The sequence below is a fragment of the Streptomyces sp. NPDC002888 genome, assembly GCF_042888465.1.
Taxonomy (GTDB): Bacteria; Actinomycetota; Actinomycetes; order Streptomycetales; family Streptomycetaceae; genus Streptomyces.
Genome location: NZ_JBIAPU010000032.1, coordinates 94,989 through 119,690 on the forward strand (window position 1 = coordinate 94,989; position 24,702 = coordinate 119,690).

Annotated in this window: 17 protein-coding genes; 12 read left to right on the plus strand and 5 right to left on the minus strand. The window is 69.6% G+C overall.

Annotation, left to right across the window (positions count from 1 at the left end):
- Positions 1–29: 29 nt before the first annotated feature.
- Positions 30–1,562, minus strand: coding sequence for a von Willebrand factor type A domain-containing protein (locus ACFYWX_RS38555; RefSeq protein WP_389429638.1), 1,533 nt, complete (start codon positions 1,560–1,562; stop codon positions 30–32).
- Between the two features lie 244 nt (positions 1,563–1,806).
- On the opposite strand from ACFYWX_RS38555, the gene ACFYWX_RS38560 reads away from it, so the two are divergent.
- A complete protein-coding gene (locus ACFYWX_RS38560) occupies positions 1,807–1,968 on the plus strand; it encodes a hypothetical protein (protein WP_389429639.1) in 162 nt (53 codons plus the stop codon).
- 399 nt (positions 1,969–2,367) lie between these two features.
- Here the strand turns inward: ACFYWX_RS38560 and ACFYWX_RS38565 are convergent, their stop codons facing one another.
- Positions 2,368–3,612, minus strand: a complete 1,245-nt coding sequence (locus ACFYWX_RS38565; protein WP_389429641.1) for a hypothetical protein — start codon at positions 3,610–3,612, stop codon at positions 2,368–2,370.
- A gap of 761 nt (positions 3,613–4,373) precedes the next feature.
- Here ACFYWX_RS38565 and ACFYWX_RS38570 point away from each other — a divergent pair.
- The 11 genes from ACFYWX_RS38570 to ACFYWX_RS38620 all read left to right on the plus strand — a co-directional run bounded on the left by ACFYWX_RS38570 (position 4,374) and on the right by ACFYWX_RS38620 (position 20,302).
- Complete coding sequence (locus ACFYWX_RS38570) at positions 4,374–4,913, plus strand: hypothetical protein (protein ID WP_389429643.1); 540 nt, start codon at positions 4,374–4,376, stop codon at positions 4,911–4,913.
- Positions 4,913–5,491 carry a site-specific integrase gene (locus tag ACFYWX_RS38575; protein ID WP_389429644.1) on the plus strand — a complete coding sequence of 193 codons (579 nt, stop codon included), beginning with the start codon at positions 4,913–4,915 and terminating at the stop codon, positions 5,489–5,491. Before ACFYWX_RS38570 ends, ACFYWX_RS38575 begins: the two co-directional genes overlap by 1 nt.
- A 4-nt stretch (positions 5,492–5,495) precedes the next feature.
- Positions 5,496–5,828, plus strand: a complete 333-nt coding sequence (locus ACFYWX_RS38580; RefSeq protein ID WP_389429646.1) for a helix-turn-helix domain-containing protein — start codon at positions 5,496–5,498, stop codon at positions 5,826–5,828.
- Between the two features lie 564 nt (positions 5,829–6,392).
- The gene (locus tag ACFYWX_RS38585) at positions 6,393–7,130 is read left to right on the plus strand and encodes a hypothetical protein (protein ID WP_389429648.1); all 738 of its coding nucleotides are present in this window, start codon (positions 6,393–6,395) and stop codon (positions 7,128–7,130) included.
- Positions 7,131–7,210: 80 nt separating this feature from the next.
- On the plus strand, positions 7,211–8,251 hold the full coding sequence (gene xerC / locus ACFYWX_RS38590; protein WP_389429649.1) for a tyrosine recombinase XerC: 1,041 nt from the start codon (positions 7,211–7,213) through the stop codon (positions 8,249–8,251).
- 447 nt (positions 8,252–8,698) lie between these two features.
- A complete protein-coding gene (locus ACFYWX_RS38595; RefSeq protein ID WP_389429650.1) occupies positions 8,699–11,242 on the plus strand; it encodes a DUF6603 domain-containing protein in 2,544 nt (847 codons plus the stop codon).
- A gap of 129 nt (positions 11,243–11,371) precedes the next feature.
- Entirely contained in the window at positions 11,372–13,618 is a 2,247-nt protein-coding gene (locus tag ACFYWX_RS38600) for a hypothetical protein (RefSeq protein WP_389429652.1), read from the plus strand.
- A gap of 52 nt (positions 13,619–13,670) precedes the next feature.
- Positions 13,671–17,144: a hypothetical protein gene (locus ACFYWX_RS38605; RefSeq protein WP_389429653.1), complete on the plus strand. Its 3,474-nt coding sequence runs from the start codon at positions 13,671–13,673 to the stop codon at positions 17,142–17,144.
- Between the two features lie 72 nt (positions 17,145–17,216).
- Positions 17,217–18,347 (plus strand): hypothetical protein, encoded by a 1,131-nt coding sequence (locus tag ACFYWX_RS38610; protein ID WP_389429655.1) that lies wholly within the window; start codon positions 17,217–17,219, stop codon positions 18,345–18,347.
- 810 nt (positions 18,348–19,157) lie between these two features.
- Entirely contained in the window at positions 19,158–19,982 is an 825-nt protein-coding gene (locus tag ACFYWX_RS38615; RefSeq protein ID WP_389429657.1) for a tyrosine-type recombinase/integrase, read from the plus strand.
- The gene (locus tag ACFYWX_RS38620; protein WP_389429659.1) at positions 19,979–20,302 is read left to right on the plus strand and encodes a helix-turn-helix domain-containing protein; all 324 of its coding nucleotides are present in this window, start codon (positions 19,979–19,981) and stop codon (positions 20,300–20,302) included. The genes ACFYWX_RS38615 and ACFYWX_RS38620 overlap by 4 nt, the downstream gene beginning before the upstream one ends.
- A 1,002-nt stretch (positions 20,303–21,304) precedes the next feature.
- Here ACFYWX_RS38620 and ACFYWX_RS38625 read toward each other — a convergent pair.
- The 3 genes from ACFYWX_RS38625 to ACFYWX_RS38635 all read right to left on the minus strand — a co-directional run bounded on the left by ACFYWX_RS38625 (position 21,305) and on the right by ACFYWX_RS38635 (position 24,663).
- Positions 21,305–21,652, minus strand: coding sequence for a hypothetical protein (locus ACFYWX_RS38625; protein ID WP_389429661.1), 348 nt, complete (start codon positions 21,650–21,652; stop codon positions 21,305–21,307).
- A 207-nt stretch (positions 21,653–21,859) separates the two neighbouring features.
- A complete protein-coding gene (gene murJ, locus ACFYWX_RS38630; RefSeq protein WP_389429662.1) occupies positions 21,860–23,536 on the minus strand; it encodes a murein biosynthesis integral membrane protein MurJ in 1,677 nt (558 codons plus the stop codon).
- 215 nt (positions 23,537–23,751) lie between these two features.
- Complete coding sequence (locus tag ACFYWX_RS38635; RefSeq protein ID WP_389429663.1) at positions 23,752–24,663, minus strand: alpha/beta hydrolase; 912 nt, start codon at positions 24,661–24,663, stop codon at positions 23,752–23,754.
- Positions 24,664–24,702: the final 39 nt, after the last annotated feature.

Sequence of the window (24,702 nt, forward strand, 5' to 3'; positions counted from 1 at the left end):
ATGAGTAAGGAAAGGTCAATGGATCCGGCTCACTTCAGGCGGCCGGCCGTCTCGATCGCCTCAGCCAGCTGCCGTACGTCCTCGCCCTCCGTCCTGGCGGCCAGGTCCTGGGCCCACTCGTGGAGTTCGTCGAGGTGTGGAGTGCCCGGCATGGAGGGCGCGGAGGAGCGCAGGTCGTCGGCGAAGTAGGCGGCCAGGGCCGCGATCTGGAGGCCTCGGCCGGCGGTCCGGACGGAGTGTCCGAGGGCGTCGGTCTCCAGGACACCGGACTCCTCGTGCGGAGCGCGCGTGCCGGGGTCGAGCCAGCGGACGGTGGCGGTGGCGAGGTGCCCCTCGGCGCCGGGCTTCGCGCGGACGGCGTACAGGGCGGTGACCGTGTGGCCGGGGCCGACCTCGCCGCCGTCGACACGGTCGTCACGGAAGTCCTCGTCGGCGACGCGGCGGTTGTCGTAACCGATGAGGCGGAACTCGGCGACCGTCTCGGGGTCGAACGCGACCTGGGCCTTGGCGTCACGGGCCGTCAGTTCGATGTTGCGCGGGAGTTGTTCGCAGAAGACCTCGCGCGCGTCGTCCGGGTTCGACACGTACACCGTGTGGCCGTCGCCCTTGTCGGCGAGGCGTTCCATCAGGGCGTCGCCGTAGTCGCTGCCGACGCCGACGCCGAACAGGGTGATGCCGTGCTCGCGGCGGGCGTCCGCGATACGTTCCAGGATCGTGTCGGCGTCGGTGTCGCCGGTGTTGGCGAGGGCGTCGGAGACCAGGACGACCCGGTTGGTGGCGCCCTCGCGCAGGCTCTCGACAGCGGTGGCGTAGCCGGTCTCGACGCCCGCGCCGAGGTTGGTGGAGGCGGTGGGTTCGAGGCTGTCGATGGCCTCGTGGACCTCGTCGCGGTTGCCGCCGAGCCGGGTCATGGGCAGGACGGTCTCGGCCTCGTTGCTGAAGGTGACGATCGCCACGGAATCGTCGTCGCGCAGCCGGTCGGTCATGACGCCGAGGGACTGCTGGGCGAGGTCGAGGCGGCCGGGTTCGGCCATGGAACCCGAGACGTCGATGACGAACGTGAGGGCGGCGGGCGGGCGTTCGCCGGACGGCTCGGCCGGCCGGGTGGCCAGGCCCACGCGGACCAGGGACCAGTCCTCCTCGCCGGTGCGGGCGCCGTCGACGGTGACCGTGAAGCCATCGCCGCCCGGGCGTTCGTAGTCCTGACGGAAGCTGTTGACGAACTCCTCGGGGCGGACCGTCGACGGGGCCGGCAGCCGGCCCTCGGCGAGGGCGCGGCGCGCATAGCCGTAGGAGGCGGTGTCGACGTCGAGAGCGAACGTGGAGAGGTGGTCCGGAGCGACCTCGCGGGAGTCCCCGTTCTCCGCCTGTTCGCCCTCGCCGCGGTCGGGGGCGGGCAGCGGTGCGGAGGAGCCGGACCTGTTCCCGCTGCGGTCCGAGGCCTTGCTGTTGCCGCCGGTGTCGCTCGCGCCGCACCCCGTGAGCAGCAGGCCCCCCGCCGTCGTGAGCGCGAGCAGTGCGCCGCGCAGCCGCCGTGTCCGGCAGCGCCCGTACCGTTTCATCGTCCGTGCCCCCTTGGTCCGTTGGCGTCGACCTCTGCGACTGTGACGGCACGGGGGGCCGGAACGTGCGGCACGGTGCGTTGCGGATGCGTCTCGAAGCGGCCACGGAGGCGGTCCGTCGAGACCGGTGGGTGACCTTCCGTTGGCCTGAGAACAATACGAGCCCGAATAGTCCGCAGTGATGGTTTCGGTATGCGGTGCGGGGAGTGCTCATGCGGGGCCGTGTCGGCTCGAGGAGGATGCCGTGGGCGCGCCGAGTGCGAGGCTCGCCGACATGCACATCACCGTTGCTGCCCTTCTCACCGCGGCCCGCACCGAACGCGGCGAGCGGCGCGCCGACATGCTTCAGGAGGCCGGCCGCCCCACTCCTTCACCCTCCGAGATCAGGAGAGACACCGTCATGTAGCGTCCCGCCACCTTCGCCGCCCTGCTCGGACTGGCCCGCACCGCCAGCGCGATCGGCGACTTCTGGGTCCAAGGGTCCAAGACAGCAATACGCAAGCGCCTGTACGGCGAGGGCCTGGTCCACGCCGACGACAGCCCCGCAGACCCGGACTCCACCCGTCCGGCCATGACCACCCGCGCCCTCGGTCGGCGTGCGGTCGCCTGCCATGTCGTATCTCTTGGGGCGGCGCGGGTTGAGTGGCCGGGCAGGGTGACGGCCGCCCAGCTCAGCGCTATGCCCGGGTGGGTGGCGGTCACGTCCGCTGGAGTGGTGTATTGACGGCCACTCGGTGATGGCATGCGTTCTCCAGTCTTCGCTGTGCAAGAGAGACAGCGAAGACTGGAGCGTCGCCCGGGATGTTCAGCCGCTCCGGTATCCGCTGACGTGCAGGAGCCGGAAGCCCTGGCCGACGAGGTCGTTGAAGGTCTGCTGGTACTGGCTCGCCGTCAGTCCGTGGCGGGCCTGGAACGGCGGTCCTGGGCGTTGTTCGAAGATGGCGGTGAACCGTTCGCCGCCACCGGTGCTCAGGTAGCCGTTGACGTCTACGGGCCGGAAGCCCTGGGCGACGAGGTCGTTGAAGGTCTGCTGGTACTGGCTGGCTGTCAGGCCGTGGCGGGCTTGGAAGGCCGGCCCCTGGCGCTGTTCGAAGATCGCTGCGAACAGGTCTACGCCACCGTTGGAGTATCCGCTGACGCGTATCGGCCGGAAGCCCTGGCCCACGAGGTCGTTGAACCTCTGCTGGTACTGGCTCGCCGTCAGTCCGTGTCGGGCCTCGAAGGGCGGTCCTGGGCGTTGTTCGAAGATGGCGGTGAACCGTTCGCCGCCACCGGCGCTCAGGTAGCCGTTGACGTCTACGGGCCGGAAGCCCTGGGCGACGAGGTCGTTGAAGGTCTGCTGGTACTGGCTGGCTGTCAGGCCGTGGCGGGCTTGGAAGGCCGGCCCCTGGCGTTGTTCGAAGATCGCTGCGAACAGGTCTACGCCGCCGCTGGAGTATCCGCTGACGTGCACTGGCCGGAAGCCCTGGCCGACGAGGTCGTTGAACCTCTGCTGGTACTGCCCGGACGTCAGACCGTGCATCGCGTGGAACGAGGGTCCCGGGGACTGCTCCCAGATCGCGGCGAAGCGCTGCGTGTCGATCGCCTCTAGCACACCTGCCACCGTGGCGGCGCCGGCGGCGCGTTCCTCTTCGCTGATCTCACGGAGGTCGTCGCTCACCTCGAAGGTCACGTTCGAGGCGTCGCCGCCGTCCTGGATCTGCAGCACCGTGGAGCCGAGCTCGGTTTCCACCACGGCCGCAGGGGCGGCGCCCCCGTTCTGGGAGTCCGCATCGGCGGAAAAGTTGCCCCATCGAACGCGCACTTCACCCGCGGGTGCACCGTCGGGATCCTCCAGCTGGTAGGTGACCTGCCCTCCGGCACCGGTCGCGAGTTCGTCAGTCTGGAACTCCCACTCCCCCCTGTCGCTGATGAGTTCCGGCGGACTCGAGGTCCACTCACCGCGATCGAGGCGCATCGCCGTACGCCTGAGCTTCAGGTTCCGGCGGGCTGACCCTCGTGTCAGCGTGGCGTGGTTGTTGAGCGTGACATGCGTCGATCTGGTGACCATCGCGCTCTCCTTCCAGCAACTTGTCCGAAAAGCCCCACCATTTCCACGCTACGCGTCGGTGCCCGCCTGTGCGCGGCGGCACCAAGCGTGCTTGCTCAAACACGTTGTGCAGTCATCGCCCAGGGCGCGGCCGGAGAGAAACGCGAGAGGCCCGTGGGCCGTGGGCACCGGGGCCCAACTACGTGCCCGCACGGGGCCACAAGATCCCTGCCCCTCGCCGTCGCCTCCGTACCAGGCGGGCGCACTTCGGTTCGAGGAGCGGCACACGCGGCTCTCGGCATCGCCGCCTGGCCCTGACCCCTCACACGCGCCCCGTGCGCAAGACACATACGGAGCGCGCCGTTTGCTGCCCACCGACCTCTGGAGGAACAGCCCGAGCTCCATCCTCCGCCCGCGCCGCCGGATCGGCCGGCCCCGCCCGCAGCGTCCCGGCCCCCGCTACCCGCAGCGTCCCACTCGGCTGCCCGGCGCCTGGGGACAGCGATTCCGCGCTCCAAGAAGAGGAGCCGCCGCCGTGAGGCGAAGCGGGTGCCGCACACCGACGGATCCCTGCCAACTGGAGCGCCGACGGGTTCGTTCTGCGGCTCCGTGCTCGAGTTGTGGCTGTTCATGCAGGTCGGAGCCGCAGGTAGGCTCTTCACTCGATCGTGTGGGGAGCTGACGATTCCTCGCAGATTTCAGGAGTTCTCTCCGTAATTTGCTTGCTTGTGACGGATTCCGGGACTCGCCGCTTTGCCCTGATCACGGGTGGCGACGTAGCTGTGAAGGACCGATCCGGCGAGCAGGAGCCGGGTCTGGCCGACGTTCTGACGCTCCAGCGGCAGAGTGCGGCGACCGCATCAGCGGAAGCTGAGCGGGCTCCGTACCAGGACTCGCTGGCCGAGTATGTGTGGGCCCGGGACGTCGCGGGGTTGTCGCCGCGGACCCTGGATTCGCTGGTCCAGCCGGTGCTGGAGATCTGCTCGTACTACGACGTCATGCCGTGGCATCTGAGCTCGCGCCAGCTGGACAAGTACTTCGCCGGTCCGGGCAAGCGCCCGCGGAACACCACGATCCGGTCGAAGATCAACCGGATTGATCTCTACTACGCCTTCCTGGAGCAGCGTTACGCCGGCGAGATCCACCGACGGTTCGGCGCGGTGGTCCAGTCGCCGGTCGATGCGTTCAACCGGCCTGTTCACCGTGGGGACTTCGGGCTGCGGATCCCACCGTCGGTGCGGGCGACGAAGAGGTTCTTCGGCGCGTGGCGTGAGGCGCTGCCGCGGGCGCGAAGTATCCGGTGGCGGTCCGGAACTACGTGATGTCGAAGCTGACGTACATCTCCGGGGTCCGGGCGAAGGAACTGTGCGGGGTGCAGCTGGGGGACGTGCACTGGGAGAACGGGCAGTGGGGCCGGTTTCTGGTCCATGGCAAGGGTGCCGGTGGGTCAGGTCCTCGGGATCGTGAAGCCTTCCTCTTCCAGGAGGGGTGCGAGCTCTTGTGGTGGTACGTCGAGGAGGTGCGGGGCGAGTTCCCCGATGACCCTTCCGACCCACGAGCGCCACTGTTTCCTTCCGAGCGGTTGGCGACGTCGCTGGCCGGTATGGAGGGCCTGCTCGCGCCGCCGGTGGTGCCCGACACGTTCCGGCGCGCGCTGAAGATGGCATCGCGCGAGTATCTGCGGGGGCCGGTCAGCGAGCTTTTCCCGCATCTGCTGCGGCACGCGTGCGCGACCCACAACTATGAGGCGGGGATGCCGTTGTGGGACGTGCAGGTCTTGCTCGGTCATGTCTGGGCATCTACCACGGTCGGGTATCTCGCGACCGCGAAGGGCGACCCGGAGCGGGCGAGTCTGGAGTCTTCCCGGCGAGCGGTTCGCCGGCTGAGCACGGAGGCGTGATCCGGTGAAGTGGAATCTGCGCTGGGCCGCGGCCAAGCGCGACATCTGGCGGCCGACCCAGCTGCAGGCGGCGTTCCGGGAAGTGGGGTTCACTCCGTCCTTGAGCAAGGTGGCCGCTCTGTGGTCGAACAAGCCGGTGACTGTCCGGCTGGAGGACCTGGACATGATCTGCGCCGCCCTTCAGTGCACGGTCGCGGACCTGATGGAGGCCGAGCCGGTGGCCGCTGCCGAGGGACGCCCGCAGAGCGAGCAGCGGGCCGTGGGCGAGAGCGGGCCGGCGCGACCGATTCCCCGGTCTGGTGGCGGCACGGGCCGGCGCTCGCTGCCTCCGAACTGATACGGGGCGAGCGGTGGGGTTCGATCTGCTCGGGTCGTGCGGGATGTGCGCGGGCTGGGGCGCGGTGAACGGGAACACCATGTGCCCGCGGTGCGCAGCGGCGAGGAACCGTGCGGCAGCGGGCCGGGACGGTTGGAGCGAGGCTGCGTGCCGCCGCTGCTCGTGGACCGTTCCGGTGACACGGGCGGGTGTGTGCGCGCCGTGTCTCCTGGCGGTCCGCCTTGGCGAGGACGATCCGTGGGTCTGGGGCGAGCTCCACGACGAAGCCCTCGCCCCGGGCCGGCCGCGTCAGCTCACCCTGCATGTCGAAGGGGTTGTTCTGCCCGAGGCATGGCCGGTGCGGATGCCCCACGGCAAACCAGGACGGCGCTCCAGTGTCCCTTCGTGGTTGCGGGCCCGGTTTCCCGAGCCGGTCCAGGATGTCCAAGGATCTGTCCACCCCAGATTCCCGGGCAGCTGGGGCTCTTTCCCACCCCGGCCCGCCAGTTTCAGCGCCCGCACGCGGCCCGCACCAGCGACCGGATCATCGCTGGCTTCGATGACGTCTCCGAGCAGCTGCGACAGATGGCGGACGAGCGCCCAGTACGGGCCCGGACCGTGTGGATCTGGCGGCTGGAAGGCTTCGCCCGCCTAGCGCTGGCGGCCCGGGACCCTGATCAGCATCAGGTTGCCGCCGAGGCATTGAAGGACCTCCTCTACAACGGGCCGATCCTCGGGCAGGCCCTGGAGCGGGCCGGTCTCCTCGCGCCGCCGCTGCTCCGCCGGATCGTCCCGCCGCGCGGTACCGGCCCCACCTGCCAGGGCGGGCAGCGTGACCCCGAGCTGCGGGGGCAGTGCGCGCACTGTTTGGCCTGGGCCAACGACCGCCGGGTCCTGTGTGTGCCGTGTGCCAACTGGTGCCTCAGGGTCCGAGAAGGCGGCGGCAGCGAGGCGGAGTGCGACCGCTGTCACCGAACGCTGATGGTCAGCGGCGGGATGTGCCGCATGTGCCGGATCGTCCTCGCCGAAACGGAGGTCGACACCGCCGAGGTCGCGATGGAGGGCGGCGACCAGCTGTGGTTCGCCCGTCCCCACGCCGCCGGACTGGCCACCGGGCCGCTGGTGTCCGGCACGGCGACGGCACACGGCCGCTTCGCCCTCAAGCGCCGCCGCGCCCGCGCCCAGACCAAGTCCGCCCACCAGCTGTCCGAGCACCTCCTCGACTCTGCCCAGGTGGAGCTCTTCCCGGCCCCGCCCCGGGACTGGAGGCGGCTGGACACCACCAGCCCGCCCGCCCGCTCACCGAGGCGGCCACCTGCCTGATCGCCGACTTCACCACCTACATGCGCCGCCGGGGATGGAATCCAGACCTCTTCAGCAGCTCCATCCGCACCCTGCGCATCGTGACGGGGCACCTCGGCGCCGAAGTCCCCATCCGCGAAGCGGACCTCCGGGCCCTGGCCTCCACGAGCGCCAGCCTCCAGGGTGCCCGCGTCATCAACTACCTCCGCCTCCGCGGCCTTCTCGAAGCCCAGCCATCCAGGGACCCCTGCATCGCCCGCGCCCGGCACCACGCCTCCGCGATCAGCCACGCGGCCTTCGCCACCGCGATGCACACGTTCATCGACGTCCTCCTGGGCCAGGGCAGCACCCCCAGCCGGGCCCGCAGCCCCAAGATCGTCGAGAACTACGTAGTCGCCGTCGCGCCCACTCTCGAAGCATGGAGCGCCGACGGGCTCACCGATCCGCGCGAGATCACCAAGAAGCACATCGAGGACGCCCTCGACCCGCTCCACGGCGATCAGGCCCGACGCCTGCACACCTCACTGCGCTCCCTCTTCAGGGCCCTCAAACGCGAGCGCCTCGTCTTCCGCGATCCCGCCCGCGGCGTCTCTCTCACCAGCAGCCGGCCCCTGCCCACCTCACTGCCTTCCGACCGCATCGCCGGCCTCCTCGACCGGCTCGACGACCCCCGCGACCCCCTCATGGTCGCCCTCGTCGCCATCCACGCTCTCCTGCCCAGAGACCTCGCACGCCTCATGCGGACCGACCTCGACCGCAGCAAGGGCCGATTACGTCTGCGCCGGCCGGAACGCATGGACCACCTCATCTACCTCGACGATCTCGCCGTGCGCCTGGCCACAGCGTGGGAACTCGAACGCCACCAGCGCTGGCCCGACACCTCCAACCCCCACCTCTTCGTCACCCGCAACAGCGCCGTCAACGACGCCGGCCCGCCCATCAGCGCCGGCACGGTCCAAAAGCCCTTCAAACAGCTCGGCCTGCCCGCCGGCGTCCTGCGCGTGGACCGGATCTACGACGAAGCACGCCACAGCGCCGACCCCGTCCGGCTGATGAAACTCTTCGGCCTGTCCAACCTCTCCGCCACCCGCTACGTCCTGGCCGCTCACCCGGACAAGAAGAACGGCCCCATCGCCCCGTAGGACGGGTGGGCCGTCCTGCCCTGCGGGGGTGTCCGTCGTCCACCGCGCCAATCACCTTGGTGAGGGCCGTCCTGCTCCTTCTCTGGTCTCCCTTTTGAGGGCATTCGCCACTGAGCGGACCACTCGCCCCACCGGGCTGGCTTGTTACCGATCTCCCGGCGGGCTAGGGGCGCTGCTGGCGCAAGAACCTTGGTGACTTCCCCCTCGGAGGTCTTACAGCCCGGTGGAAACGCTTCTGCACGCACGCGGCGCAGCCGGTGAAGCGTCTGCCTGCGTACGCGGTTCGCGAACTTCCTTTGAGCCAATTTCATTACGCAGAGTGGTTGCTCGTGTTCATTGCGTGCCCATCCTGGCTAGGCTCGTCGGAGCGGACACGCCAGCCCGTTGCCGGTAGCAGGGGGTGCTTCCGCCTTCCCCTTTTTCTCACGAGTCGAGGGCGGGATCGCTGTGACAGCACGCGTGGACGACATCCGGAAGCTTCTCGAGCAGGCGGCGGGCGGGACGGTTGAGATCCCGGCGTCCGTGTTCGCCGACCCGGATGCCGCAGCGCTCGTCTTTCCGGGCGGCACCGTGCGGATCGACGGCGCGGTGCGCGGTGCGCGGGCCCTGTCGGTCGGCGGGCAGGCCACGATCACCGCGTCCTCGGCCCCGGTGGACGTCGCGTTCACCGCCGACGGTGAGTGGGTGACCGGAACGGTGGCCGTGGTCGATCTCGGCGAGGGCCACAGTCTGGTCCTGGTCGACGGCGCTCCGGACGGTACGGATCTGCCTGCCGGGGCCTGGGCGCTGGCGGACGGCCGGGGGCTGCGGTTGACCCGGCGCACGCCGACGCCTCCGGCAGACCCCGAGCGCCTGGACGGCCTGGGCCGGGCTCTGCCCGCCGTGCGGCACCGCGGCGCCGCCAGCGATCGCACCCCCCGCGCGCTGGTGACCGAGCATGGAATCCTCATTCCCCGCCCGGGGCCGCGGCGCCGCAAGGGGATGCGGGTCTTGGAGGCGCCGTCGGTGCGCGGCTGGTCGCCGATCGGCACCCCGGGCGGCGACAACGGACTGAGCGTCGACTACTACAACCCACCGCTGCGGATCGCCGGCGCGCTGACCGCGCTGCCGGCCTCGCCGCCGTACAAGACTGTGGTCGGCGGGGTTCTGCTGGTGGACACCGGCGCGTTCAACGGCTCCGCGATGGGCGCCTACGTCGTCCCGGACGGCGGCGGCGCGGATCCGTCGCTGTTCGCCTACGGTTCGCTCGGCAGCCAGGTCGGCTTCGGTCCGCCGCTGTTCCAGGTGCGCGGTATCTCAGCAGGCTTCGGCTGGAACAGCCGCGTGCGCGTCCCGGCCGCCGACGCGCTGGGCAGCTTCCCGTTCCTGATGGCCCTGGACAATCCGGGCGCGATCGGCGCCGACGACGAGGAAGTCGACCCGCTCAAGGTCCTCGGCGAGCTGATCGGCGGCTCAAATCCGTGGGTGCGGCCGCAGGAGGGTGACCTGTGGTTCGCGGCGGGCCTGGCCTTCGACTGCTTCGAGACGTTCAGCGGCCGCGCCCTGGCGCTGGTGCAGACCGGCTCCGACCTGACGATCAGCCTGCTCGGTGCGGCTGGGATGCAGCTGCCCACCAAGAGCGACAAGAAGATCGCCCGGGTGGAGATCGGCATCGAAGCCACCCTGCGTCCGACGGCCGGGGAGCTGAGCATCGGCGCGGCGTTCACCGAGAAGACGTTCCTGATCGACCCGAACTGCAAGCTGCGCGGCGGCGTCGGCATGAAGTTCTGGTTCGGCAACCACGACAACGCCGGTGACTTCGCGTTCATGCTCGGCGCGATCCCCGCGGGCCGTGAATTGCCTGCCCGCTACCCCCGTCAGCAGCCTGCCGGCCTGACCTGGGGCGTCGGGTCGACCGTCAGCATCACCGGCAACGCCTACGCGGCGTTCACCCCCAAGTCTTTGATGGCGGGCGGCTCCCTGGACGTCGTCTTCCAGTCCGGCATGCTGCGCGCCTGGCTCACCGCCCGGGTGGATGCCCTGCTGGAGTGGAACCCCTTCTACTTCGACGTCGGCATGGGCATCCGGGTCGGGGTCTCGGCGACCATCAAGGTCTGGTTCGTCAAGATCAGGATCTCGGTCGAGGTCGGCGTCAGCGTCCGGATCTGGGGCCCCGCGGTCGGCGGCGAGGCCACCGTCCATCTGTGGTTCATCTCCTTCACCATCGGCTTCGGCGCCGACCGCCGGAGCACGACCCCGGCACTGGACTGGGGCGGGTTCCAGGGCATGCTCCCGCCGCCGGAGAACATGGTCCGCACCACGGCGATCGCCGGCTACACCGGTGAGGGCACCCCGGCCACCCGCGGCGATGTCAAGCCGTGGCTGGTCAGCAGCGGCGGCTTCACCTTCACCGCCGACACCCAGGCCCCGGTCAGCAAGGTCTACCTGAACCAGGGCGCCGACACCGTCGAGGCCGCCTCCGACACGGCGGTGAACATCCTGCCCATGCACGTGCGGGGCAAGGGCAGCGAGCTGCGCATCTGGCTCACCTACAACGGCCGGCCCGGTGCTCTGGCGCCCTGGGGGCGTTCCGTCCAGCGCGGCAACGTGCCCAACGGCCTGTGGGGTGTCCAGGCCGACGCATCCGGCGACGGGATCATCCCCGACCGGATCCTCGGAATGCGCCTGACGTCGCCGCCGGTCGACCACGGCACCTCCACCGGCTTCCTCGATGAGCGGGCCATCTCCTTCGACCCGATCAACCCCGACGGCAACCAGCCGCTCTCCGCAGAGCCTGCCACGGGCCCGGTCCCGACCCGTCCCGGTGGCGTCATCGCGGCGATCCGGGATGGCATCGACGCCACCGCCACCCGGAACAACCGCGCCGCCCTGGCCCAGGCCCTCACCGGCCTCGGCGCGAACCTCGGCACCCTCGACACCGACCTGAGCGCCTACGCCCAGGCAGCGGGCACCGCCTTCACCGCCGAACCGATGCTGATCGCGGTCGGCTGACCCCCGGCGTGCCAGCGCAGGCCGCCCGGTCCGTGCCCCAGGCCGGTCCGCGATGCCGTGCGCCCCGTGTCCGCCCCCCCCCCCCCGCCCTCGCCCGCCCGCCGCCGCGTCCTGTCGAAAGGCACGCCCGTGACCACCACACCCGACTCCGCATCCCGACCGCGCACCAGCGAGCCGGGCGCCGAACACCGCACCCGGTTCTTCGACCACCGCATCCCCTCCCTGTACGCCGGCCGGTACCGGATCGACAACCGGCAGACCCTCAAGGACGTCGGCGGTCAGGACCGCGTCATCGACGCCACCCCGCAGCCCTTCGACGTCGTCCAGCCGCGCTTCAGCTTCGACCCGACCGGCATCAACGCCCAGTTTCCCGTACCGGACGCCGTCGGCACCTACAGCCAGACCCTCCCGCACATCAACCTCGACGCTCCCGGCCTGCCCTGGAACCGCCCCCTGGGCCCCGGCCAGCCGGCTGCCGTCCCGTGGATGGCCCTGCTGGTGTTCCGCGAGGACGAGCTGCCGGAGGACCAGGACGCGGTGGGCCTGGTCAAGGCCGGGACTGTACGTGAGCTCCTGGACGGAGCCCATGGCCACGGAGCGGTACCGGTCATCGCCCCGGAAAGCATGCGTCCCGACGAGTATGACGAGCAGTGCGCCACCGTCCTCGTCCCCGGCGCCCTGTTCGACGCGGTGAAGCCGCTGCCTGGGGAGATGGGATACCTCGCGCATCTGCGCGAGGGCGGGCGTCCCGATGCGACCCGCGCCGGCGATGCCCCGGAACCCGACGAGGGCGAACTCAACGCGGTGCTTGTCGCCAACCGGTTCCCCGCCGCCGCGGGCGGGCGTCATGTCGTCCACCTGGTATCCCTCGAAGGCCACGACCGATACCTGACCTCCCCTGCCCCTGCCGAAGGCGTGCGTCTGGTCTCCCTCGCCTCCTGGTCCTTCACCACCGAACCCGACTCCGGTGTCGGCTTCGGTGATCTCGCCCAGCGCCTGGCCACCACCGACGGCACCACGCCGCGCCCCGCGGACGAACTGCGCCTGCGTGTACCGGCCGCCGGCCCGGCCAGTTCGGCCGGCCCGCAGAAGGAGGCCCTGGACCGGATGGCGGGCGGGGCCGTGGCCCTGCCGCAGCGCCTGGAGAGCGGCGAGCGCACCTTCGCCTTCTACCGCGGCCCGCTCACCGCCCAGCCCGCCCAGGAACTTCCCGAGCCTTCCGCCACCCGCCTGGACTCCCCAGGCGAGGCACTGATCTACCTGCAGCAGTACGGCGTCTTCGACACCGCCTACGCCGCCGCGTTCACCGCCGGGCGCACCCTCGCCCTCGCGGATGCAGAGTTCCGCAGTGCGCTGCTGGCGTTCCGCTCCGCCGCCCGCTCCGCAGCCCGCCGCCTGGCCTCCCACCCCGAACTCGCCGCCCGGGCCGCGACGGCGCTGACCGCCCGCCACCTCACCGCTCCTCTCGCCTTCGAGGCCTTCGACCGGCTCCTGGCCGACGGCGATACCCGCTCCGGCAACGCCCGCCTCGTCCAGGCTCTCGACCAGGCCGGCCCGCAGGTGCGCGCCGGCCGGCGCCGTACCGCAGCCCGCACCCGCCGCACCATCGGCGACGCGCGTGCTGTACTCGCCCAGCCCGGCGTCGCGAGCCTGCTCACCCAGGCCGCCCCGGACGACTTCACGAAGGTCACCGCCTGGCTGGACGCGCTGCGCCGCCTGGAGCTGCTGAGCCTGTCCCACCTGGTCCCCGACCCGAGCGCGCTGCCGGCCGAAAGCATCCGCTTCGCCTACATCGACACCGACTGGGCGCGGGCAGCTGTCGACGGTGCGCTGAGCATCGGCGTCGGCCACACCCTGGACGCCGACCTCAACGCCTTGGCGACCGGTGGCGGGCCGGTCCCGAAGTGCGCAGTGCTGATCAACTCCAGCCTGGTGCCGAACTGGCCCAACACCATCGCCACCGCCTACCAAGGATCTGACGCGGTGGAACCGGTGCGCGACACGGTGTTCGGCACCGAAATCCGCCTGCTGCTCTACCCCGAGGTCATCGACCGCTTCGAGCTGGCGGAACCCCCGCGCGGCCTGTGCTTCGGCCTCAGCGACATCGGCACCATCGAGCTGCGCCAGATCACCGGGGACCGGATCGGCCACCCCATGGGAGAGTTCCCGCCGCCGCCCCCCGCAGACGACAGCCGCTTCCGCCGCTTCCTGCGGCCCGGCGACCGCGACGTCCTCAACGTCGACGGTACCGGCGACGCCCTCGTGCCCGCCCTGTCCACCGCCCACGGACTCACCGAAGGCCGGCGGATCTCCTCCGCCCAGTTCGCCCTGCAGATGATCGACGCCCCGCAGGCGCAGACCTTCTCCCGGCCCTGACCTCATGTCCCCGCGCCGTACTGCCGAGCGCTGACCGAAAGGACCCCGGGCCATGTCCGTGGACAACACCCTCATCGTGCCGGTCGAAGTCGCGGCCCTCGCCGTCAACCGCGCCACCCGCGACACCGCAACCCCGCACGTCTTCCACCGCTGGACCACCAACTTCAAGCCCATCGACGAAGGCGTCCCCCCGGAGCCCGCCCCGTTCTCCAGCCCCGAGGAGTGGACCGGCCGGGAGGACCGCCTCGGCGTCTACCTCCAGTGGGAACTGCCCGCCGCCCTCACCCGCGGCCGCCACGACGAGGAGGAAGGCATCGGCGACTTCCCCCTGGTACCCAACCGGTGGCTCGTCGTACGCCACACCGAGAGCACCCGCGCGCTGAAGGCATGGATCGTCGAGAGCGACTATCTCGACCCGATGGACGGCAGCGTCTCCTTCCAGAACCCCGACTTCGACCCCGCCGACGACAGCGCAGAACCTGCCGCGACGCTCATCGGCAAGTGCCACCAACTCACCGGCCCCTGGCAGGAACCGGCCGACACGCACACGCCGTTCCTCACCGCGATCGGCCCCGGCCTGCCGACGTTCGCGGCCTTCCAGCCCTACAACAGCAACGTCTTCTCCATGCACGACACCCTCCTGGACACCCCCGAGGGTGAGCTGCCCGCCCGGGAGCGGCTGAGCTACTTCGTCGCCGGCTGGTACGCGGACCCCTCCAGCGACATCCTCGCCGGTACCGACGATCTCGCGGCGCTGCTGGAGCGCCTGCAGTGGCGGCCGCCCGTGGACTCCGGCAGCGGCATCCGCTCCTCCGTCTACTCCGGCACCGTCCTGGGCCTGGACTGGGACCTGACCGGCCCCGTCCCCGACTCACCCTGCCCGGCCCCCGCCGACGTCACCCCGATCGTGTCCAACAGCATCGCCGAAGCCGTCGCCGAACTCGGCGCCCAGGCCGACGGCGAAGGCGCCCTGTCCGCCGACGAGGCCGACCTGTTCCGGGCCTTCCTCCTCGGCGGCATCGACGCCCTGGAGGAACGCGACCGGCCCGAGGCAGACATCCTCACCGACCGCCGCGCCCACGACAGCGCCTTCGGCCCCGTGGCCGGCGGATACCGCTGGTTCATCGGCGAACGCGGCGAGGAGACCGGCCGCAGCCTCTCCCGCGAGGCCCGGGCGGCCGAAGCCGACACCGTCGCCGACCTCAACCGCCGCCAGGCCGTCCACGACGCCACCGAAGCCGAACTCGACACCGCCCGCGAACACCTCTACCACCTGTGGTGGCTCAGCCACCTGACCAAGAAGCCCTCCCACTACACCGCCCGCATCGTCGACGAACTCGACCCCACCAAAGCGGCGGGCGCAGCCGGACGAGTCCTCGCCCTTGCCCGCGACCTGGCCGAGCAGCGCGCCGAACTGCCCTGGGGCAAGAGCGAAGCGGACCTCGCCGCACGCATCGACACCCTGTACCCGGCCTACGGGACCCGCGTTGCACGCCGCCTGATCCGCGTCCCGGCCGAGGACTTCGAGTACAACGCCGACCCGGTCCTCACCCTGGAAGGCGCCAACCTCCACGCCCCCCTCACCCGCGACACCGCCCTGCCCTGCCGCACCCCCGAACGCCTGGTCACCCGCGCCTCCGGCACCACCACCACCGACGTCGCCGCCGTCGCCGCCCAGATCGACCTCACCGGACAGCAGCCTGCCTGCTTCCCCGCACTGCTCAGCGAGTTCCTCATCCTCGACCGCGCCCTGCACGGCGGCGCGATCCGGGACGTCACCGGAACCCTGCCCGAGTACGGCACCACGCCGTGGGCGATGCCCTGGCAGCCGCTGTTCCTGCTGTGGAAGGCCGAGTACTTCCCCCTGCCACTGCGCGACGGCGACACGGCCCACTGGGACTTCGTCGACGGCTCCCGCTACCAGTGGAACGGCACCGGAGAGCCCGGCACCCCGCTGGTCGTCTCCGGCCGCCAGACCCTCGCCCCCACCGCCGGCCACATCGTCGACGGCACCCTCCAGACCTACGCCCGCGTGCGCGACCACCTGCCCGCCGACATCCTGCTCCGTGCCCGCTCCCAGGCCCGTGAGGCGGACTACCTCTCCCAGACCCTCGATGGCTTCGGCGCCGCCATCGCCCAACGCCAGCCCCTCGCCGGCCTCCAGCCCACCGGCGACCTCGCCGGCCTCATCGGCAACGGCGACTACCCCCCGCCCAATCCCGGCGGCATGCCCGCCAGCGACTGGGACGAGTGGCCCGACTCCACCTTCCAGGACCTGCGCGCCGGCCAGCTCGCCTTCCTCGACCTGGCCGTCGTCGACCGCTTCGGCCGCTCCGTCAACCTCATCACCAATGCCGCCCACTTCACGCCCGAGATGCCGGACACCATGCGACCGGCCCATCCCGTCAGCGGGCACGACAGCGACCGGCTGGTCGAACTCGGCCCCCGTCTCCTGCAGCCGGCCCGCCTGCGCTTCGACTTCCTCGCCGCTGCCACCGACGAAGACACCGACCTGCACCCCGGGACCAACCCGGTCTGCGCCTGGCTGCTGCACAACCGCCTCGACCAGTCCCTCGTCGTCCACGCCCCCGACGGAGCCTCGCTCGGCGAGCTGCGCGTCACCCTGAACGCCGCCGGGCAGCCAGAGGTCTCCTGGTCCGCCCTGCCGGGCTCCGAGGTGGCCCGCTTCGAACAGCTGCAAACGGTGGCCCCCCACCCCTACCGGCTACTCAACGCCGTGAAAACCCGCGGCCCGCAGACCTTCGACGCCTTCCGCGCCACCCTCGACCAGGCCCTGCAGACCATCGACCCGGACGGCCCCGCCGACCCCGGCCTCGGCTTCCTCCTCGGCCGTCCCCTCGCCCTGGTCCGCACCCGCCTCACCATGAACTTGCGCGGTCCCCTGCGCACCGACGTCAGCTGGCAGAACCTCTTCAAGCCCTCCCCCTCCCAGCTGCCCAGCTACCCGTGGGCGATCCGCCTCGGCGAAGCACAGCAGAGCGACGACGGCCTGGTCGGATACGTCCTCGACGACGACTACGAGCACTTCGACACGGTCGTCGACCCGGCCGCCGGCGGCGGGGAGTACCTGCGGCCGATCGGCGACCGGCCCAGCCTGGAGCTGGACTTCGGTGACCACAGCACCGCGGTCGCCACCGTGCTGCTGGACCCGCGAGCGGCCGTGCACGCCACCACCGACATCCTCGCCACCAAGAAGGTGTTCGTCCCGCAGGAATTTACCGACCAGGCGATCACGCGGATGGCGGTCAACTTCCGCACCGGACCGCTCCTGGCCGCCACCACCGCCCTGCGCGGCCCGCAGGGCGAGAGCGAGGAGACCTTCCTCATTCCGGCACCGGCCGGCGTCATCGGCACCTGGACCTGGTCCGAAAACCGTGCCGGCACCTGGGAGAAGCTGCAGATTCTCAGCCAGGACCAATACGACCTCCCCCTCGCCGAACCCGAGATCCGCTCCGGCTTCCTCACCCTCGACGACGCCGCCGCCCACAGCCGCACCGACGACTGAAAGCCCTCACCACCGTGCCGTACCCGCCCCACTCCGGGGCGGGTACGGCCGGCGAAGCTGAAAGAGCACCCCGTGACCCTTGTGATCCAGACCCAGGACTCTGACATTTCTGCAGCCGATGACCCGCTGCTGTCGTACAGCGTCAGCACCGCCCCGAGCCCGCTCAAGGCATCACCGGAGAACCCGCAGGCCCCCGAGGAGACCGGGGAGGTGATCATCTCCGTCGCCCGGCAGAGCGGCACCCCGGCCGACGTGGAGTGGATCAGGGTGAAGGTCCCGGCCGGGACGATGGCACCCGACCTCGCCACCGACCTGACCAAGATCAGCCCCCGGATCAGCCTCACCGGCTGGACCGTACGCCTGGACGCGGCCGCCAAGGAGTTCGTCTGCGCCCCCACCGGCAGCCACGCGCCGATCGGCCCCGACACCGGATTCACCATCCAGCTGTCCGACATCCCCATCAGCCGCAAGGTCGGCACCGCCCCGGTCACCGTCACCGAACGCTCCCGCACCGGAAGCTCCGCATTCCAGGACCGGCTCACCGTCTTCAACCTCGGCAAGTTCCCCGCCGACTTCTACCTGCGCAACTTCCTGTGCGAACCGTCCATCATCAACAACGGCGGCGACGTCAAACTCACCTGGGAACGCTCCGCCAACGCCACCTACGAACTCCTCTACGGCGACATCAACCGCGACGTCACCAACCGCACCAGCCTCGACATCGAAGGCATCAAATCCGACACCACCTTCTACATCCGCGCCACCACCGGCGACCCCACCAACCCCGTCGTCCGCATCCTCACCACCCAGGTCACCGTCCTCAAACCCGACCTCGAAGTCGGCAGCCTCACCGTCCACGGAGCCACAGTCCTCAACGGGCTTCTCGCCGCCAAGGGCTCCGTCGACCTCTCCGAAGGCAAAGAGGTGAGACTGTTCAGCGACCTTCACGTCGAGGGCACCGGCAACCTCAAACCCGGCACACCGTGGACCTACGTCTTTCCCTGTGACGGAACCTTCAACGTGGTGTACACGGGCACCCAAGGCCGCTTGTACCGGCCCACTGACTCCGGCTCCTGGGCCCTGATCGACGACGTGAGCAACAAGGTCTACCACCCCGTCCGGAAGGGCTGGCGCCTAGAGATCACGGCCAGCTTCAGCGGCCACGCGTCGGTGCTTTTCTATCCCTTCGGAGCCCGCTCCTGATCCGTGCCGACGGCACGTCCACCTCGTCCACCTCTCACCGCCGGGGGCGGCGACTTACCGCCCCCGACACGGTCCTCGGCACGACGCCGCGGATCGGAGGGCCGCTCGGTAGTCGTCCGGCACCCACCCACCACCGTCCAGACCACCCGGGTCTATCCAGGCCCAAGCGGTCGGAGGGGGAGGGAACCCCACAACCGTCGCCAGTTTGTGCCGACGCAAGCCGATCGAAGCTGCGCCGGGGCGCTCCGCCATTGACGGACCAACCGCGAAAGGCTCCAGCGGCGAACCCATTGGCCCACAGCTTTCTCCCAGGCCATGGGCCAACGGGTTCATCACGGTCGACCTTCGAGATGCTACGAACCCGTCGGTTTCCGAGTACGACCGCAGCGCCGTACCCGAAGGGCTTGTCACGCGAAGGCAGTTACGGGACCTCAACCCCAGCCCGGGCGGCCACGCCCCGGTCGCGGTTCTTCGCTGCAAGTACTGCTCGTACAGGCCGACTGGTCGTGCATCCACCCCACCCGGGGCTGGCTGTACCGCGCCGACCCGGCAAAGCCCAAGCGGGTCCCCACGCTCGATCAGGAACGAGCGCTGGACCAGACGATGGCTGCTCGGCAGACCTGTCCCGACTGCAAGAGGCGCTACTACGTGTGCCTCCAGGCTGCCGTATTGCATTGGATGCAACACATGTCGCGCTGGGCCAGCTCTCTGAGCTGTAGTTGGGCCCAGGTTAACGCCACGTCGGTGGCTGGCCGGGAGGCTCTGAGCAGGCACCCGTGACCGATTCAACGATGATGCGTTAGATGCATCGTGAGTGCTGTCGTTGATATGCCAGGAGCCGCGCATCTGGTCCTTGCCGACGGAGTTGTGCATCTGGACCCCGAACCCGCTGTCCTAGAAGCAATGCTGGAGGGCTGGGCACTGCAGCAGCGCACGCGCTTCTTGAGGGAGTCGACGATCTACCCTCGAATTGCGCTGGTCCGTCGGCTGGCCCGATTCACAAATGAGTACCCGTGGCAGTGGGAACCTGCCGAGATGGAGGCCTTCTTCGACAACCTTCGTACCCGGCGCCCTGGAAGGCCGCTGGCGGTGTCGACCGCACGGAACCACCAGAACGACCTGCGGCTGTTCTTCGACTACATCACCGACACTCGCTACGGCTGGCCGTCCACATGCAAGGAACGCTTCGGCCGGATTCCGGTTCAGCTCTTGCACGAGTGGAACACGATCACCCACTGCAGCGAGTACGAAGGAGCCGCCGAACGTCGTCCGCTCACCTACGACGAAGTCCAGGCCCTCTTCGACGCCGCCGAGGGCCGCGTCGAGGAGATCCGCGCACGACGGCGCAAGGGCTCCCTCGCGGCGCTTCGTGACGCCATGGTCTTGAAGACGGTCTACGCCTTCGGCCTGCGGCGCCAGGAAGCGTGCGGCCTGGACCTGCACTCGCTGCGGCACAGCTACGTGACCCATCTGATCGAGTTCGGTTATCCAGAGAAGTTCGTTCAGGACCAGGTCGGCCATGCCTACGCCAGCACCACGGCCATCTACAGCCATGTCTCGGACGAGTTCCGAAACCGGCTGCTGCGACGCTCACTGCAAGCCCGGCACGGCGATCTATGGGGGCAGGAAGCATGATCAGGAAGATGGGTATCGACTGGCAGCTACGGATCCGGATGGCGGAGAAGGGCATGTTCCAGACCACGGAACTCGTTCCGCTGCTGGCCGAACGCGGCGTGTATCTGTCACGTGAGCAGGTCTTTCGTCTCGTGACCCAGACACCGCAACGACTGTCCATGGACACGCTCGCCGCGTTGTGCGACATCCTCGCGTGTGAGCCCAACGACCTGATCCAGGTGGAGGTCGCCAACGCTGAGGTGCGCAAGACCGCCGGCGAGCAGACGGCGTCCCGGCCGCAAGCGCGTCGAACGACGATCCGGCGTCCAGGCCCGGAATGACCGCCCCTCTCCGCCTCGACGAGGCACATCGACAGGTCGTCGCCCACCTGACCGCCCGGCTCCCGGGGGTGACCGGAGAACAGGCAGCGCAGGCACTGGAGCGCGGGAAGATCACAGCACGTTCCTGCGTCGGCCTTGCCCGCCATTGTCAGGAGCACCAGGACGCCCTGACGAATCCGGGCCCGACGCCTCCGCAAAATTTAGTGCGGCTCGCGCATGCCCTGGCGGCCGCCGGACACGGCCCGGTCATCCTGCCGACGTGCGCCGGCTGCGGCAAGATCTCGCGCGAACTCACGCATCGCCTCCCGGCCGGACACTGCTGTTCGGTCTGTGCTCGTCGGGTGCGGCCGCCGAAGACCTGCTCAGGCTGCGGCCGACAGATGAAGATCAACGCCAGGGGCCCCAACGGTCCGCTCTGCGGCACCTGCTACGGCAAGCACGTTGCCACCGCATGCGGGCAGTGCGGGCGAGTACGCTGCGCGACCTACCGCATGCACGACGGCAGTGTCCGCTGTCAGGGGTGCCACCCACGCCCCGAGCGCACCTGCGTCGGGTGCGGAGCTCAAGCCCCAGTCCAAGCGATCTCCGTGGACGGTCCGGTCTGCCGGCGCTGCTACCAGCAACCCCAGCGCCGCTGCGGCAGCTGCGGAGAAGTCCGCCAGGTCGTCCGGCGCGGCGGCGACGACACACCCGATCTGTGCTCCCGCTGCTCACCGCCGGTCGCCTGCTCACCTGCGGCCGGCTCAGGCCCTGCGCGCGCAAGGTGGCGGGGCAGCCGTTCTGCCAAAGCTGTTGCCCCCGCCCTACGGAGCCATGCGCACGCTGTCTCCGTGATCGTCCTGTCCACGCCTACTGGCCGATGGGCCCGGTCTGCAAAAGCTGCTACGCGGCAGTACGTGAACACCCCGGTGCCTGCGCTCAGTGCGAACAGCAACGTCCGCTCATCGGTTTCACCGATGCGGGGAACGGGATCTGCGGACCCTGCGCCGGGGTCGATCTCACCTACGCCAGGCCGAACACCTGCACCGGTGCCTCGGCGACGATGCGCTGCCTCTCGATGTCCGCACGGCTGGCGCCCTGACACTCCTCTTCGGGCTGCAGCACACAAGACTGCTCGAACTCACCGTGCACGACGTCATCGACGACGACACGGTGGTGGCGCTCAACCTCGGCGGTCATTGTCTTCCGCTGCCGCCCGAAGTCGCCAAGCTGGTTCGCGCATTGCGCGACCAGCGCCAGAATCGCTGGCAGCTCGATCAGACGGCCAGCACAACACCGTGGCGGTTCCCCGGGCAGGAGCCCGCCCGCGCTCTCGGAGCCACCTACCTGTACTTGAAGCTCCGTCGACACGGCATTGCGCCCCTCGCCAGCCGTAACCGTGCTCGTCTCGCGCTTGCCACCGACCTACCAGCATCTGTCCTCGCCGAATTCACCGGCACCAGCATCAGCAACTCCACTCGCTGGACCGGATATGCCAAGCGGGACTGGCTCGACTACATCGCCAGCCGCGCACAGGACCGTCCACGAAGCACGCCCCCTTGCATCGTCTGCCTGGACTCAGCGCACCCCGGGCAAGCGACGCAACTCGTTGACCTTCATCAGCCGGGCGAGAAGGAGGTACCCCACGGCTGTCGCCAGCACCCCGGCAACCAGCGCGACTGCCGTAGGCCACGTTCCACTTCCCAGGCCCGCACACGCACGCGCTGCAGCCCAGCCCAGCCCAGCAGCCGGGCCCGCAGCGCAGAACAGTTTCACGTAAGTGCGGAGCAGGCCGCCGTCGTCGATGCGCCCCCCAAGCCTCCTGCGCAGCAAATGCGCGGTGAGTGCGAGACCAGCCGCGTAGGAGAGGGTGTAGGCGCCGGCCATGCCGACGACCGCCCAGCGGGCGGGCAGCAGCAAATGACACGCGGTGGCCAGGGCGATGTTCACGCCCGCGATCCAAGCCGCCATGAAGAACGGCGTGCGCGTGTCCTCGAAGGCGTAGAAACCACGCAACAGCAGGTACTGGGCGGAGAACGGGATGAGCCCGAGCCCGAACGCCTGCAGCATGTACCCCAGCGGGCGGGCCGAGGCGGCGTCAGCCGCCCCGTGGGCGAACAACAGGGACGAGATCTGCGGCCCCAGAGCGAGGAAGAGGAACGCGGCCGGCACAATGACCATGCCGCTGATCCGCAGCACCCGGGACAGGTCCGCGCGCAGATCCGGGATGCGCGCCTCAGCGACGGCCCGGCTCATACGCGGCAGCAACGCCGTCACCAGGGACACCGTCACGATCGACTGCGGCAACATCCAGATGGTCTGCGCGTAGGTATAGGCCGAGTAGCCCGCGCCGGCCTGAGGCAGTTTCTGGTCGGCGGCGTTGGCGTAGTTCGTGACCACCGTCAGGGCCACCTGGTTGGCCAGGACGAACAGCAGCGTCCACTTCGCCGCGTGGACGCTCTTGCCCAAGCCCGTGCCCCGCCAGTCGAACCGCGGGCGGAAACGGAAACCGGCTGCCCGCGCGAACGGGATCAGCGCCAAGGCCTGCACGGCGATGCCTGCCGTCGTCCCGATCCCCAGCAACCACACCTGGTCGGCGGTGATGTCCTCCACCCGGTCGGGCACCACCATCAGCCCCAGATAGGCGGCGAACATGCCGACCAGCACGACATTGTTCAGCACCGGGGTCCACATCATCGCGCCGAACTTCTCGCGAGCGTTCAGCACCTGCCCGTAGATGCTGAACAGCCCGTAGAAGAAGATCTGCGGCAACAGGAACCGCGCGAACGTCGCCGTCAGCTCGAACGCCTCATGGCTGTCCGGGGTGTCCCGCATGTACAGGCCCACGATCTGCGGCGCCGCCCATACCGCCAGTGCCGTCCCCACGCCCAGGACGCACACCACGAGCGTGACCAAACGCTGCTCGTAGGCACGTCCGCCGTCAGGCTGCGTCGTCCTGGCCTGCACCAGCTGCGGCACCAGCACGGCGTTGAGCGCGCCACCGATCAGCAGCGTGTACAGGCTTGTTGGCACCGTGTTCGCCGTGTTGTACGTGCTGGCCAGCAAGCCCGTGCCTAGCGCTGCGGCCTGCAGTACCTGGCGGATCAGGCCCGTCGCCCGGGACACCACCGTGCCAACAGCCATCAGCAAGGACGAACGAGCCAGCTCGCCCCTGTCCTTCTTCCGCTGGGCGGCATGCCGCCCCCTCTTGCAACCATCTGGCCACGCTCGATCGTTCCTACCGGCATGACGCACCCAAGCGCTTCAGAGCCCCCAGCTCCGCCTGACCGGCCGCACTGTGCCCACGGCGCCACCTCGGAGGATCCAATCGGCTGCCGCGGCATCCGTGTCCCAGGCAAGCGAGTGATCTTGGTTGTGAACTCGCCTACCAGGAGCTTCACTCCTCTATGCAACCAGGGTGCAGCCCACCTCATCGCAGCCGGCGCCAGGTTGCATGATGCGTGTATCGATCAATCCTCGTTGGTCCGCCACAGCCAGCGCAGAGCGTCCGGCAGCAGGACGCCGCCGTGGTTGGGGCTGTGTCCGCCGTCTCCCAGGACAAGGCGGAAGTCGTATCCCGCTTCAGCGAGAGCGGCTGCCACGCGCAGGTTTTCGGCGAGCCAGTTCCACTGTGGCTCATTCCAGTGCAGGTCGCGGTGGCCGCCTTGCATGAAGATGCGCAGCGGCTTGCGGGGGACGCGGGAGATGAGGTCGGGGTAGGGGTTGCCGTCCGGCATCTGCGCGAAGCTGGACAGGTATCCGATGACGCGGCGGAACTTGTCCGGACGCAGCCACGCGGCGGTAAAGGCGCAGTTGCCGCCGCTGCTCCCGCCGCAGATACCCCACCGTTCGGGCGACTCGGCGATGGTATAGCGCTCCGCAACCTGCGGGATGATCTCGGTGAGGAGGAAGGTGACGTACCGGTCGTCGAAGGCGTCGTACTCGTTGTTGCGGTTCTTCGGGTTCTCCGCATCGGAGAAGACGCCAGGATCGACGAACACGCCGATGGTGACGGGGATGGCGCCGCGGTGAATGAGGTTGTCCAGGACGATCGCGCCGCGTACCTCCCCTGCGGGGTCCAGATACCACCATCCGTCCTGGAACACCATCAGGGATGCCGGTTCCGCTGGGTCGTACTGTGCAGGCACGTGTACCCAGAACTTCCGGAAGGTTCCCGGGTAGACCTCGCTGCCCCTCCACTCGAACTCGACCGTCTTGCCAGCAGGCACGCCCGGCTGTAGAGCGGAATCGGGTCCGTGGACGTAGCGCACGTCCGACTGGTCGATCGGAAGTGGCTGGTAGGGCATCTCGATGCTCACGGGGAGCAACCGTAGGACGATCACCACCCTTGACCGCAAGGGAATTTCGTCCAGACGCTCCACCTCGCAGCTTCAGTGCGAGGAATACGACAGCAACGGAAC

What these genes read in the sequence shown, in the direction of transcription:
- ACFYWX_RS38555 (WP_389429638.1), bottom strand. Translation starts at nt 1,562, where the DNA reads ATGAAACGGTACGGGCGCTGCCGGACACGGCGGCTGCGCGGCGCACTG.
- ACFYWX_RS38585 (WP_389429648.1), top strand. Translation starts at nt 6,393, where the DNA reads ATGGCGGACGAGCGCCCAGTACGGGCCCGGACCGTGTGGATCTGGCGG.
- ACFYWX_RS38575 (WP_389429644.1), top strand. Translation starts at nt 4,913, where the DNA reads ATGTCGAAGCTGACGTACATCTCCGGGGTCCGGGCGAAGGAACTGTGC.
- ACFYWX_RS38620 (WP_389429659.1), top strand. Translation starts at nt 19,979, where the DNA reads ATGATCAGGAAGATGGGTATCGACTGGCAGCTACGGATCCGGATGGCG.
- ACFYWX_RS38565 (WP_389429641.1), bottom strand. Translation starts at nt 3,612, where the DNA reads ATGGTCACCAGATCGACGCATGTCACGCTCAACAACCACGCCACGCTG.
- ACFYWX_RS38605 (WP_389429653.1), top strand. Translation starts at nt 13,671, where the DNA reads ATGTCCGTGGACAACACCCTCATCGTGCCGGTCGAAGTCGCGGCCCTC.